The 12,628-nt window shown below is 76.0% G+C and carries 13 protein-coding genes; 6 read left to right on the forward strand and 7 right to left on the reverse strand.

The window, feature by feature from the left end:
* Genes ACR80Q_RS09350 through ACR80Q_RS09360 form a run of 3 tightly spaced genes read left to right on the forward strand, consistent with a single transcriptional unit; the run spans nucleotide 1 to nucleotide 2,719 of the window.
* The gene (locus tag ACR80Q_RS09350; protein ID WP_435377332.1) at nucleotides 1–612 is read left to right on the forward strand and encodes a nucleotidyltransferase family protein; all 612 of its coding nucleotides are present in this window, start codon (nucleotides 1–3) and stop codon (nucleotides 610–612) included.
* Nucleotides 609–1,514 carry an AAA family ATPase gene (locus tag ACR80Q_RS09355; protein WP_435377333.1) on the forward strand — a complete coding sequence of 302 codons (906 nt, stop codon included), beginning with the start codon at nucleotides 609–611 and terminating at the stop codon, nucleotides 1,512–1,514. The genes ACR80Q_RS09350 and ACR80Q_RS09355 overlap by 4 nt, the downstream gene beginning before the upstream one ends.
* The gene (locus tag ACR80Q_RS09360; protein ID WP_435377334.1) at nucleotides 1,511–2,719 is read left to right on the forward strand and encodes a vWA domain-containing protein; all 1,209 of its coding nucleotides are present in this window, start codon (nucleotides 1,511–1,513) and stop codon (nucleotides 2,717–2,719) included. Before ACR80Q_RS09355 ends, ACR80Q_RS09360 begins: the two co-directional genes overlap by 4 nt.
* Here the strand turns inward: ACR80Q_RS09360 and ACR80Q_RS09365 are convergent.
* A complete protein-coding gene (locus tag ACR80Q_RS09365) occupies nucleotides 2,703–3,662 on the reverse strand; it encodes a LysR family transcriptional regulator (RefSeq protein ID WP_435377335.1) in 960 nt (319 codons plus the stop codon). The two genes, ACR80Q_RS09360 and ACR80Q_RS09365, sit on opposite strands and share 17 nt — an antisense overlap.
* Nucleotides 3,663–3,741: 79 nt before the next feature.
* On the opposite strand from ACR80Q_RS09365, the gene ACR80Q_RS09370 reads away from it, so the two are divergent.
* Nucleotides 3,742–5,112: a GH1 family beta-glucosidase gene (locus ACR80Q_RS09370; RefSeq protein WP_435377336.1), complete on the forward strand. Its 1,371-nt coding sequence runs from the start codon at nucleotides 3,742–3,744 to the stop codon at nucleotides 5,110–5,112.
* A 46-nt stretch (nucleotides 5,113–5,158) separates the two neighbouring features.
* Here the strand turns inward: ACR80Q_RS09370 and ACR80Q_RS09375 are convergent, their stop codons facing one another.
* Nucleotides 5,159–5,449, reverse strand: coding sequence for a WXG100 family type VII secretion target (locus tag ACR80Q_RS09375; RefSeq protein ID WP_435377337.1), 291 nt, complete (start codon nucleotides 5,447–5,449; stop codon nucleotides 5,159–5,161).
* 168 nt (nucleotides 5,450–5,617) lie between these two features.
* Here ACR80Q_RS09375 and ACR80Q_RS09380 point away from each other — a divergent pair, with 168 nt between their 5' ends.
* Nucleotides 5,618–5,902, forward strand: coding sequence for a DUF4031 domain-containing protein (locus tag ACR80Q_RS09380; RefSeq protein WP_435377338.1), 285 nt, complete (start codon nucleotides 5,618–5,620; stop codon nucleotides 5,900–5,902).
* Here ACR80Q_RS09380 and ACR80Q_RS09385 read toward each other — a convergent pair.
* Nucleotides 5,862–6,512: an HD domain-containing protein gene (locus ACR80Q_RS09385; protein WP_435377339.1), complete on the reverse strand. Its 651-nt coding sequence runs from the start codon at nucleotides 6,510–6,512 to the stop codon at nucleotides 5,862–5,864. The genes ACR80Q_RS09380 and ACR80Q_RS09385 overlap by 41 nt on opposite strands.
* A gap of 22 nt (nucleotides 6,513–6,534) precedes the next feature.
* Nucleotides 6,535–7,827: a S1C family serine protease gene (locus tag ACR80Q_RS09390; protein WP_435377340.1), complete on the reverse strand. Its 1,293-nt coding sequence runs from the start codon at nucleotides 7,825–7,827 to the stop codon at nucleotides 6,535–6,537.
* A gap of 159 nt (nucleotides 7,828–7,986) precedes the next feature.
* Here ACR80Q_RS09390 and ACR80Q_RS09395 point away from each other — a divergent pair, with 159 nt between their 5' ends.
* The gene (locus tag ACR80Q_RS09395; protein WP_435377341.1) at nucleotides 7,987–9,777 is read left to right on the forward strand and encodes an ABC transporter ATP-binding protein; all 1,791 of its coding nucleotides are present in this window, start codon (nucleotides 7,987–7,989) and stop codon (nucleotides 9,775–9,777) included.
* Between the two features lie 22 nt (nucleotides 9,778–9,799).
* Here the strand turns inward: ACR80Q_RS09395 and ACR80Q_RS09400 are convergent, their stop codons facing one another.
* Genes ACR80Q_RS09400 through ACR80Q_RS09410 form a run of 3 tightly spaced genes read right to left on the reverse strand, consistent with a single transcriptional unit; the run spans nucleotide 9,800 to nucleotide 12,598 of the window.
* The gene (locus ACR80Q_RS09400) at nucleotides 9,800–11,398 is read right to left on the reverse strand and encodes a sensor histidine kinase (protein ID WP_435377342.1); all 1,599 of its coding nucleotides are present in this window, start codon (nucleotides 11,396–11,398) and stop codon (nucleotides 9,800–9,802) included.
* Nucleotides 11,391–12,101 carry a response regulator transcription factor gene (locus ACR80Q_RS09405; RefSeq protein WP_435377343.1) on the reverse strand — a complete coding sequence of 237 codons (711 nt, stop codon included), beginning with the start codon at nucleotides 12,099–12,101 and terminating at the stop codon, nucleotides 11,391–11,393. The genes ACR80Q_RS09400 and ACR80Q_RS09405 overlap by 8 nt, the downstream gene beginning before the upstream one ends.
* Before the next feature lie 59 nt (nucleotides 12,102–12,160).
* Nucleotides 12,161–12,598 (reverse strand): hypothetical protein, encoded by a 438-nt coding sequence (locus tag ACR80Q_RS09410; RefSeq protein WP_435377344.1) that lies wholly within the window; start codon nucleotides 12,596–12,598, stop codon nucleotides 12,161–12,163.
* Nucleotides 12,599–12,628: the final 30 nt, after the last annotated feature.

Below are 12,628 nucleotides of genomic sequence, written 5' to 3' on the forward strand. Positions count from 1 at the left end.
GTGCGGGTCACCGGACTCGTCCTCGCCGCCGGCGGGTCGCGCCGGCTGGGCCGGCCCAAGCAGCTGCTGCCCTACCGGGGCACGACGCTGCTCGGCGCGACGCTCGCCCGGGCCTCCGGTCTCGGCCTCGACCAGCTGCTGGTGACGGTCGGCGGCGCGGCCGAGGACGTCCTGGACCAGGTGGACCTCGCGGGCGCCGAGGTCGTGGTCAACCGGGCGTTCACCACCGGCTGCAGCTCCTCGATCGCGGTGTCGGTGGACCGGGTGGACCCGGGCTCGGCCGGGGTGCTCCTGCTGCTGGGCGACCAGCCCGAGGTGCCGGCCGCGGCGGTCGAGGCCCTGCTCGCCGCGGTCGCCGCCGCCCCCGGTGGCCCGGAGGCGGCGATGGGGGCCTGCCGGTACACCGACGGCGTGGGTCACCCGTTCTGGCTGGGGCGGGACGGGTTCGAGGAGCTCCGCGGCCTGCACGGCGACAAGGGCGTGTGGCGGCTGCTGGACGCGCGGCCCGACGCGGTCCTGGTCGACGTGGCCGTCCCCGTGCCGCGCGACGTCGACACCTGGGACGACTACACCGCCCTGGTCGACGCGGCCCCGGCGGAGCTGCCGCGGTGAGCGCGGTCGCGTCGCCGCCCCCGGCCCCGGACAGCCCCGCGGACCTGGTGGCCCGCCTGGACGCCGCGGACTACCTGGTGGACGACGGACTGGCCATGGCGTTGTTCCTGTCGCTGCGCCTCGGCCAGCCGCTGCTGCTGGAGGGCGAGCCCGGCGTGGGCAAGACGTCGGCGGCCAAGGCGCTCGCGGCCGGTCTGGGCGCCCCCCTGATCCGGCTGCAGTGCTACGAGGGGCTCAGCGCGGGGGAGGCCCTGTACGAGTGGAACTACCAGCGCCAGCTGCTGGCCATCCGGCTGGCCGAGTCGCGTCACGAGCGCCTGGCCGACGCCGACCTGTTCACCGAGGAGTTCCTGCAGGAGCGGCCCATCCTGGCCGCGGTGCGCAACCGCGGACCGGTCGCGCCCGTGCTGCTCATCGACGAGGTCGACCGGGCGGACGACGAGTTCGAGGCGCTGCTGCTGGAGTTCCTGGGCGAGGCAGCGGTCACCGTGCCCGAGATCGGGACCTTCACCGCGCAGCGGCGCCCCGTGGTGGTGCTGACCTCCAACCGCAGCCGCGAGCTGCACGACGCGCTGCGTCGACGCTGCCTCTACCACTGGCTGGAGTTCCCCGGCCCGGAGCGCGCCACCCAGGTCCTGCGTCGCTCCGTGCCGCACGCGGGCGAGGACCTGCTGCGCAGCACCACGGACTTCGTCACCCGGGTCCGCGGCCTGGACCTGGACAAGGCACCGGGCCTGGCGGAGGCGATCGACTGGGTGTCGGCCCTCGCGGTGCTCGGGGTCAGCGAGCTGACCCGCGACGACGTCGCGGCCACCGTCGGCTGCCTGGCCAAGACCCTGGACGACCGGGTCGCGGTGCTGGCCGCCCTGGACGGCCCGGGTCACCTCGACGGTCCGCCGTGACGACGGCCGCGCCGGCCCAGCTGCTGCGCGGGGTCGACCGCGCCGCCTTCGCCGTCGCGCTCGCCGTGCGGCTGCGGGACGCCGGGGTCGCGGTCCACCTGTCGTCGGTGCAGGCCCTCGTCGAGGGCTGGGGCGCCTGCCCGCCGCGGGGCCGGACCGCCCTGTACTGGCTGTGCCGGGTCTGCCTGGTCCGCCGCTACGAGGACCTGCCCGCCTTCGACGTCGTGTTCGACGCGGTGTTCGGCGACTCGGTGCTGGCGCTGGACCCGGTCGCCCGCGGCTCGGACCCGGCCGGACCGTCGCCCGGGGACGACGCCCTGGTGCGGCTGCCGTCCGGGGCCGACGACCGCGTGGGCGAGGAGGAGGCCGGCCTGCCGTGGGCGACCGCCGCGGCCGTGGTCGCGGTCGGCGGGGACGACGACGGCACGCTGGTCCCGGAGCTGGGCCCGAGCGGGCTGGACGCCCAGTCCGACACCCCGTTCGACCGGCTGGACCCCGCGCTGCTGGCCGACCTCGAGGACTGGCTCGCGGCCGCGCTGGTCCGTTGGCCGACCCGACGCAGCCGACGGACCCGCAGCCACCCCTCCGGGCGCCGGGTGTCGCTGCGGGCCACCCTGGCCCGCGCCCGCCGGACGGGTTTCGAGACCGTCGACATCGCCCGGTCCCGCCCGGTGCTGCGCCCGCGGCCGCTCGTGGTGGTCTGCGACCTCAGCGAGTCCATGCGGGGGCACGCCTCGGCCTACCTGCACCTGATGCGGGCCGCCGCCCGGGTCACCGACGCCGAGGCGTTCGGCTTCTCGACGCGGCTCACCCGGCTCACCCCCCAGGTGCGGCTGACCTCGCCGGAGGAGGCCGCGCGGCAGGCGAGCTCCGCGTGCAGCGACCGGTTCGGCGGCACCCGGATCGCGAGCAGCCTGCGAAGCCTGCTGCAGTCGCACCACGTCAACCGGCTGCGTGGCGCGGTCGTCGTCATCGCCTCCGACGGCTGGGACTCCGACGACCCCGCCGAGCTGGGCGCCGCCATGGCGCGGGTGCACCGGCTGGCCCACCGCGTGGTCTGGCTCAACCCGCGCGCCGCGGCCCCGGGGTTCCAGCCCCGCACCGGCGGCATGGCCGCGGCCCTGCCGTGGTGCGACGTGCTGCTCCCGGCGCACACCCCGGCCGGGTTGCGCGAGGTGCTGCAGGTGGTCACCGCCAGAGCGTGACGTGGACCGACGGCCGGAAGTGGCCGATGGTCACCCCGGCCCCGTGGATCATCGCCTGGGTCGCGCGCGGGGTCGTGACGAACCGGGCCAGCTCGGCGCCCGCGGCCAGGCCGACCGGCTCGGGCAACGTCATCACGTGCCAGCGGCGGTCCCCGGGCGCGGCCGCCACCGGCACCTGGACCAGCCGCCCCGCCGTCAGGTCGTCCGCGACGACGAACGACGGCACCGGGGTGATGCCGTGGCCCCGCCGGGTCTCCTCCAGCGCCGCGGCCGTGCTCTGGAAGATGCGCTGCCCCTGCTCGGGCACCTCGAGGCGACGCAGCAGGGTCGCCACCGTGCTGGCGGCGCTGTTGGCCGACGGGCCGAGCAGCCAGCTCTGCTGCCGCAGGCCGGCGGTGCCACCGGTCATCGCGGTGAGGTCCGGGTGGGAGGGGCTCGCCACGACGGCCAGCTGGTAGGAGAAGAACGGCGTGCAGCTGATGGTCGCGGGCAGCCGGTCCGGGCGGGGGCCGATGGCGACGTCGACCTCGCGGTTGGCCAGCAGGTCCGCGAACTCCCACGGCTCACGCACGCTCAGCTCGACGTCGAGGTCCTTGGCCCGGCTGGTGAACAGCGCGATCAGCCCGGGGGCGGCGTGCTCGGCGAACAGCGCCGACGCGGCCACGTGCATCAACCGGCGCCCGTGCCCGGCGTGACCGACCTCGCGGATGGTCTGCTCCTGCAGGCCCAGCAGCTCCGTCGCCCGTCGGGCCAGGCGGAGCCCGCCGGGCGTGAACGCGATCCCGGACCCCGTACGGACGAACAGGTCGTCGTCCAGCTCCTTGCGCAGGTGGGCGACGTGCATCGACACGGCCGCCTCGCTCACGCCCAGCTCGGCCGCCGCGGCCTTGACCGACCCCAGCCGCACGACGGCGGCGAAGGCGCGCAGCCGGGTGGGGGTCACGAGGACAGCATGCCTCCGGTCGGAGGGCGCCCGGGCCCGGTCGGCGAGGTGGGAACGATCCCAACGATAGGGTGGCGCCATGGTCTTGCTGCCGACGACGTTCACGTGGGGGGCGGCCACCGCCTCGTTCCAGATCGAGGGGGACCGGGCCGGTCGTGGGGACACGATCTGGGACGCGTTCTGCGACGTCCCGGGTGCCGTGCTGGACGGTACCGACGGCGACGTCACCTGCGACCACGTCCACCGCTACCGCGACGACGTGGCGATCATGAAGGACCTGGGCGTCGACGCCTACCGGTTCTCGGTGGCCTGGGCTCGCGTGCAGCCGACCGGCGACGGCGAGTTCTCCGAGGCGGGGCTCGACTTCTACGACCGCCTCGTCGACGAGCTGCTGGGCGCGGGCATCGAGCCGTGGGTGACGCTCTACCACTGGGACCTGCCGCTGGAGCTGCAGCACCTGGGCGGCTGGGCGTCGCGCCGCGTCGTCGAACCGTTCGTCGAGTACGCGCTCGAGGTGCAGAAGACCCTGGGGGACCGGGTCAAGCGGTGGGCCACCCACAACGAGCCGTGGTGCGCGGCCTGGCTCGGCTACGGCGGCGGCGTCCACGCCCCCGGCATCCGCGACCACGCCCTGGCCACGCGCGCCACCCACCACCTGCTGCTGTCGCACGGGCGCGCCGTCGCCGCGATGCGCGAGCAGGACGCGGACGCCGCCTACGGCATCGTCCTCAACCTGGACAACGTGCGTGCCGTCGACGACGAGGCCGTCACCCGCGACGCGCTGCCCGCCTACGACGCGGTCCGCAACCGCGTCTGGCTCGACGCCCTCGCCGGGCGCGGCTACCCCGGGGACGCCCTCGAGCTGCTCGCCCCGCACCTGGGTGGCGCGGCGCTGGACGGAGACATGGCGCAGATCGCCACGCCGATCGACTTCATCGGCCTCAACTACTACAACGACGAGCGGCTCGAGGCGGCCGACGGGCAGGTGCCGGTCGGCGACACCGTGCAGCCGGGCATGGAACGGGTCCGCACGGCCGACCCGGGCGCCGGGGCCACGGCGATGGACTGGCCCGTGACGCCGGACGGCTTCACCGACGTGCTGCGCCGCATCCACACCGAGTACCCCGAGCTGGGCCCGATCTACGTCACCGAGAACGGCTCGGCCTGGGACGACGACCCCGCACCGGCCGCCGACGGCGTGGTCGAGGACCCCGACCGGGTCGCCTACCTGCACGCCCACCTCGACGCCCTGGCCAAGGCGAAGGCCGACGGCGTGGACGTGCGCGGGTACTTCGCGTGGTCGCTGCTGGACAACTTCGAGTGGGCGCTGGGGCTGAGCAAGCGCTTCGGCCTGGTGCGCGTGGACTTCGAGACCCAGGAGCGCACGGTCAAGCGCAGCTGGCAGGCCTACCGGGACCACATCGCCGCGGCCCGTGCCGAGCAGGCCTGAGGCGCCCGCGCGTCGTCGAGGGGACGGACCGACCCGCCCGGGCCGCTCAGCCCTGGAACATGCGTGCCGTGGCGGCCTCCGTCTCGGCGTACTGCCGGCCCGCCTGCGCCAGGGCGACGCGGATGCTGTCCAGGGTGTCGCGGACCTGCACCTGCGTCGCCCGCCACTGCGCCGTGAGGGTGGCGAACCCGCTCGCGGCCTGACCCCGCCAGACCCCCTGCAGGTCCTCCAGGTGCCGCATCATGGCGTCCACCTCGGCGGTGATGGCCGCCGACGTCGCCCCCACCTGCGCGCTCGCGGCGTCCACCCGTGCGCTGTCGACCTCGAACCTCGTCATCGTCCTGCTCCTCCCGGGCGACCCCCTGCCGCCCCGGTCACCAGGGTGCCCCGGCGGGGCCTCCGCCCGCGGGCGTCGTCCACAGGCCCCGGGGGCGACCGCCGTGGGCGCTGCCCGAGCCTCGCACCCGGGCGCCCGGCCCGGGTGGGCCCGGCCTACGATCCACCGGTGACCGTGCTCATCGACCCGCCGCTGTGGCCGGCGCACGGCCGGCTGTGGTCGCACCTGGTCAGCGACCTGTCCCTCGCCGAGCTGCACGCGTTCGCCGGTGCGAACGGCATCCCGGCGCGCGGCTTCGACCTGGACCACTACGACGTGCCGGACTCCGCCCACGCGGCCCTCGTCCAGGCCGGCGCCGTCCCGGTCGCCGCGGGCGAGCTGCTGCGGCGGCTGCGCGCGTCCGGGCTGCGGGTCACCGCTGCGGAGCGCCGAGCCCGTCGAGCTCGCGGCTGAGGTTGTCCCGCGCGGTCTGCTCCCAGGCCGTCGCGGTCGGGGTCCGGAACAGGTGCCGGTGGGACAGCAGCCGGCGCAGCACCGCCGCCCGACCGGCCGCGAACAGCTCGTCGGGGACGTGCCCGTACTCCTGGCGGACGTCGGCGGCGTACTCGTCGTAGCGGGACCGGTCGGTGGCGAGGATCCCGAGGTCCGCGTCGCAGAGCACCGCCGCGTCCGGCTCGGCGGGGTCACCCGGGTCGTGCGAGATGGTCACCAGGACCAGGTCGGTGACGGCCCGGACGTGGCGCCCGGCCACGCCCAGCGACACCAGCTGCTCGTGGGCCAGCGCGGCGCTGGCGCGCTCGTCGTCACCGGCCCGCCCGTCGTGGACCGCGTCGTGCCACCAGGCCGCGCAGCGGACCAGGTCGGCGTCCTCCGCGTGGGCGGACAGCTGCTCCACCCGCTCGAGCACCTCCTCGAGGTGGCGGCGGTCGTGGTAGGTCCGGTGGGGCTCCGACCAGCGGCCGAGCAGGTCCACCTGGACCTGCTCGGCGGGTCCCGGGGCGGCGCCGAGGCGCAGGAGCACCGGGACGAGCGGGTGGCGCGGCGTGACGTCGGGCGGGCTCACGACCCCAGCCTGCCAGCCCGGCTCAGACCTCGGCGGCCTCCACGGTGACCGGCACCTCGACGGCCTGGCCGTCGCGCTCGACGACGAGGGTCGCGGTGTCGCCCGGCTGCATCACCCGGACCAGGGCGGTCAGCGACTCCGCCCCGGTGGCGGCCCGACCGTCCACGGCGACGACCACGTCACCGGGGCGCAGCCCGGCGGTGTCGGCGGCCGAGCCGGGCTCGACGTCGGCGAGCCCGGCGCCCAGGCGCTCGCCCGCCCACTCGCCGTCGGTGACGGAGGCGGTGGTGTCCTCCAGGTACACCCCCAGGCGCGCGTGCTCGGCGGTGCCGTCCTCGATCAGCTGCTCCGCGACCGCGGCGGCCGCGTCGACGGGGATCGCGAAGCCCAGCCCGATGGAGCCCGCCGTGCTGCCGGTGCCGAGCCCGGCGATCGAGGAGTTGATCCCGATGACCTGGCCCCGCGCGTCGACCAGCGGCCCGCCGGAGTTGCCCGGGTTGACCGCGGCGTCGGTCTGCACGGCCGCGGTGACGACCGGCTCGCCGGAGGCCACCCCGACGGACTGGGTGGTCACCGGCCGGTCCAGCGCGCTGACGATGCCGGTGGTGACCGTGCCGGACAGCCCGAGCGGGTTGCCGATGGCCATCACCGGGTCGCCGACCTGGACGTCCTCGGAGCGGCCCAGCTCGGCCACCGTGAGGTCGTCGGGGGCGTCGACCAGCCGGAGCACCGCGAGGTCGGTCGACGGGTCGAGACCGACGATCTCGGCCGCCAGGACGCGGCCGTCCGACAGCGTGACCCGGACCTGACCACCGCTGGCCGCCGTGGCGACGACGTGGTTGTTGGTGAGCACGTGACCCTCGGCGTCGATCACGACACCGCTGCCCTCGCCGCCCGAGCCGTCGGCGGAGGCCACCTGGATCGCCACGACGCCGGGCTGGACCCGGCTCGCGACCGCACCCCAGTCGACGCCGTCGACGGCAGCCGCCGGGGCGGCGTCGGTCCCGCCCTGCTCGTCGTCCTGCCCGGCGGTCCCCTGGTCGGTCTGCTGCCCGGTCCCGGTCGCCACCGCCGGCGCGGCGCGGAGGGCGGCCAGCACGTCGTCGGCGTTGGAGACCACGACGGCGCCTCCCGCGATCCCCGCGGCGGCCATCACCAGGGTGGCCCCGACCGCCGTGGCGACCAGGGGCAGACGCCGCCGCGGCCGCGGCGGCACGGCGCTGCCGGGCGACGGCCGACCGGTGCCCTGCGTCCGGGCCTCGACGGGCAGGGACGAGGCGGGCTGGGGCTGGGGACGGCTGGGGGTCTCGGTCATGACAGCCATCAGACCCCCTCGGGCTGTCGTGCAGCCGGGAGGAGGCTGGACGTCACCTGTGAACCCGCCGCCCCCGGCTCCCGCGACGGACCCACGAGCCCCTTCTGCCTCCAGGGGAACGGTGCGGGCGCCGCCTCGGCCGTGGGTGAGACTGAGCGGGTGAGCGACGAGTCCCCGCCCGGTCAGGCCGTCGACGACCCGAGCGGTCGACGCGCCGACCTCGCGGTCCTGTTCCGCCTGCTGCGCCCTCACACCACGGCGCTGGCCGTCGCGGGCGGCCTGGGCCTGGCCAACGCCGTGGCCGCCCTGGCCCAGCCGTTGCTGGTCCGTGAGGTCATCGGGGCGATCGAGGAGGCCGCCTCGGTCACCACCCCCGCGGTGTGGCTGGTGGTGGCGCTGGTCGTGGCGGCGGTCCTGTCCGGGATCCAGTCCTACGTCCTGCAGCGCACCGGGGAGGCCGTGGTGCTGCGGACCCGGACCCGGCTGGTCGGGCGGCTGATGCGCCTGCCCGTGGCCGAGCTGGACCGCCGCAGCAGCGGCGACCTGATCTCGCGCGTCGGGGCGGACACCACGCTGCTGCGGACCGTGGTGACCAGCGGTCTGGTCGACCTGGCCTCCGGTGTCGTCATCATCGTGGGGGCGCTGGTCGCCATGGCCGTGGTGGACCCGCTGCTGCTGGGCGTCACGGTGACCGCGGTGGCCGTGGGCATGGCCGGTGCGCTGCTGGTGGTCCGCCGGGTGCGGGCGGCCTCGCTCGCGGCGCAGACCGCCGTGGGCGTCATGACGGCCGGGGTCGAGCGCTCCCTGGGCGGGGTCCGCACCATCCGCGCGGCGGGTGCCGAGGAGCGTGAGGCCGTCACGGTCGGCCGGTCCGCGACCGGCGCGTTCGTCGCCGGTCTGCGCCTGGCCCGGCTGCAGGCGGTGCTCGGCCCCGTCGCCTCGATCGCGGTCCAGGGCGCGTTCCTGGCCGTCCTGGGGGTCGGGGGCGCGCGGGTGGCCGCGGGCGAGGTGTCGGTCGGCGACCTCGTCGCGTTCGTCCTGCTGCTGTTCCTGCTCGTGCAGCCGCTGGCGCAGGGCATCTCGGCCTTCGCCGCGATCCAGACCGGTCTGGGGGCCCTGGCCCGGATCGAGGAGGTGCTCGACCTGCCGGAGGAGGCCGCCGGTGACGTCGTCACGGTGCGCGGGGTGCTGTCCCACGCCCCGGTGTCGGTGTCCCTGCAGGACGTCTCCTTCGCCTACCCCGACCCCGATGCCGCCGGCGGCCTCGGTGAGCCCGTCCTGCTGGGGGCCACCTTCACCGCCCCCGCCGGGCGCCGGACGGCCCTGGTGGGTCCGTCCGGGGCGGGCAAGTCGACCGTCCTGGCCCTGGTCGAGCGGTTCTACGACGTCGACGGGGGGACGGTGCGCGTCGGTGGTCACGACGTGCGGGACCTCGACCGCGCCGAGCTGCGGGCCGCCACGGCCTACGTCGAGCAGGACGCGCCCGCCCTGGCCGGCAGCATCCGCGACAACCTGCTGCTGGGCCGGCCCGGCGCCCACGACGACGAGCTGCGGGCGGTGCTGGCCCAGGTCAACCTCACCGACCTGCTCGCCCGCGGCGACCGCGGGCTGGACACCCAGGTCGGCGACGACGGGATCCTGCTGTCGGGCGGGCAGCGGCAGCGGCTGGCGATCGCGCGGGCGCTGCTGGCCCGACCGGCGCTGCTGCTGCTGGACGAGCCGACGTCGAGCCTGGACGCCCGCAACGAGCAGGCCCTCGCCGACGCCGTGCACGCCATCGGGCCGGACACCACGGTGCTGGTCATCGCGCACCGGTTGTCGACCGTGGTGGACGCCGACCGGATCGTCGTGATGGACGGGGGCCGGGTGGTGGCCGAGGGCACCCACACCGAGCTCGTCGGGTCCTCGCCGCTGTACCGGGACCTGGCGGCCCGGCAGCTGCTGGTCTGAGCCCCTCGCCGGGGTGGCCGCGTCAGGCCCGTCCGGGGGACCCCGGGGGGGCGGGGACGGCCTGGGGGGTGGGCCCGGGCGCGGGCAGCACGACGCGGAACGTGGCCCCGCCGCCGGGGGTGTCCAGGACGCTGACCTCGCCGCCGTGGCCGTGGACCACCGCGGCGACGATCGACAGGCCCAGCCCGGCGCCGCCGGTGTCACGCGTGCGGGAGGCGTCCAGGCGGGCGAACCGGTCGAACACCCGTCGCTTGTCGGCGTCGGGCACCCCCTGGCCGTGGTCCCGGACCTCCATCACCACCGCCGACCCGCCGGACACCGTGACCAGCCCGACCGCGAGGTCGACCGGTGTCCCGGCCGCGGTGTGCCGGACGGCGTTGCCGACCAGGTTGGTCAGCACCTGACGCAGCCGGTCGGGGTCGCCCTCGACCGCCACGGGCCGGACCGGGCCGCCGTCCAGCGCCGCCACGCGCACCGGCCGCGTCGGGTCCAGCGCGCGGACGTCGCCGCCCGCGTCGAGCACGAGCGAGGCCAGGTCCACCGGGACCCGGCGCAGCGGCCGCTGCTCGTCCAGGCGGGCCAGCAGGAGCAGGTCCTCCACGAGCACGCCGAGGCGGCGGGCCTCGCCCTCGATCCGGCTGAAGGTGGCGGGCACCTGCTCCGGGGGCACCGCGCCCTGGCGGTGCAGCTCGGCGAAGCCGCGGATGCTGGCCAGCGGGGTCCGCAGCTCGTGGGAGGCGTCGGCCACGAAGCGCCGCATCCGGTCCTGGGAGGCGTCGCGCTGCCGGATGCTGTCCTCGATCCGGGTCAGCATGCCGTTGAGCGCGGTCGTCAGCCGGCCGACCTCCGTGTCCTGCCCGCCCTCGGGCACGCGGGCCGTCAGGTCGCCGCGGGCGATCGCGACCGCGGTCTGCTCGACGTCGGCCAGCGGGCGGAGCGAGCCGCGCACCGCCACCACGCCGAGCACGGCCGCGGTCACCACGACCGCCGTGCCGATGAGCAGCGTGACGAGGGCCAGCCGCTTGGTGCTGTCGTCGGCGTCCAGCGGCAGCGCGACGGACACCGAGGCGTTGCCCTGCGCGGCGGGCAGCGAGAGGACCTGCCACCGTCCGCTGCCCTCGCGCGCGCCCACGGTGAACGGCTCGCGGTCCAGGTCCGCGGCCTCCTGGCCCGTGATGAGCGGGATGTCCGGCGTGCCCTCACGGCTGCGGAACTCCGGCTGGAACTCGACGGTGGAGTCGAAGGCGGCCACGTAGACCACGACGACGTACTCGCTCGGCAGGTCCGCCACCAGCGACGTCGACCTCCCGGGCTGCAGCGGCGCCTGGATGTTGTCCGCCGTGTACTGGGCCAGGTTGGGCCCGGTGCGCTGCAGCTGGCTGTTGACCTGGTCGACCAGCTGCTGGCGCTGGACGAGGACGAGCGCCGCCCCGACCACGGTGGTGGCCACGGCGACGGCCAGCACGACGATGGCCACCAGCCGCAGCTCGAGGCTGACGCCGCTGCCGGGTCGGGTCGGCCGGGTCTCCAGCGGGCCCGTCGGCATCGGGTTCGTCCGGAACGGGCGGACCAGGACCGGGCGGCGCTCCTGCTCCTGCTGCGGCGGGGGCCGCTCAGGCATCCGGCGGCAGGCGCAGCACGTATCCGACGCCGCGCTTGGTGTGGATGAGCGGGGGGCCGCCGGTGTCCACCTTGCGACGCAGGTAGGAGATGTACGACTCGACGATCGCGCCGTCACCGCCGAAGTCGTAGTCCCACACGTGGTCGAGGATCTGCGCCTTGGACAGCACCCGGTTGGGGTTGAGCATGAGGTAGCGCAGCAGCTTGAACTCCGTCGGCGACAGGTCGACGACCGTGGTGCCGCGGCGCACCTCGTGGGCGTCCTCGTCCAGCTCCAGGTCGTGGAACGTCAGCAGGTTGCCCTGCTCCTCGGCCACCACGCCGGTGCGGCGCAGCACGGCCCGGATCCGGGCGACCACCTCCTCCAGGCTGAACGGCTTGGTGACGTAGTCGTCCCCGCCCACCGTCAGCCCCGTCACCTTGTCCTCGACGTCGTCGCGGGCCGTCAGGAACAGCACGGGCATGTCCCGGCCGCGCTCACGCAGCTTGCGGGTCACCTCGAAGCCGTCCATGTCCGGCATCATCACGTCGAGCACGACCAGGTCCGGGCGGTGCTTCTCGGCCTGGGCCAGGGCGCCGGTCCCGTTCTCGGCCGTGACGACGTCGTACCCCGCGAACCGAAGCGACGCGCTCAGCAGGTCGCGGATGGACGGCTCGTCGTCGACGACGAGCAGCCGGGGCGCGGGGGCTGGGGGCGCGGTCACACCACCACAATGCTCGCCGCCCCTGGGAAGTTCCTGGGAGCGGGCGGCGCGGGCTCCGGTCAGGCGACGGCGACCCAGCCCAGGGCGAGCAGGCCGGCGGCCAGCACGACGCGGGCCAGGTCGGCCCGGGCCAGACGGCGGTGCAGGAGCACCCGGCGGGCCGGGTCGGGCTCGGCGACGATCGCCTCGTGGGCGGGGACCGCCGCCAGCCCGGTCACCGCGAAGGTGGCGAGCACCAGGGCGAGGCAGGCCACGACCAGCGGGGTCGGGGCGACGACGACGAGCCCGACCGAGGCCACGACGAGCAGGCCGTAGACCGGGGCGACCGCCACCGACATGCGGCGCACGTGCTGCTCGTGGGTGCGGCGTGCGGTGACCGGGCTGCTGCTGGACACGTCGGCCAGGGCGGGGTAGACGACCAGGTGGACGACGAGCTCGAGCCCGAGGTGCAGCGCCGCCGCGACCAGCAGGAGCTGGCCCCAGGCCCCGTCGGTCACGGGGTCATCGTGCCTGCGTCTGCGTCCGGG

This window comes from Aquipuribacter aurantiacus (assembly GCF_051216895.1).
In the GTDB taxonomy this organism is placed as follows: domain Bacteria; phylum Actinomycetota; class Actinomycetes; order Actinomycetales; family JBBAYJ01; genus Aquipuribacter.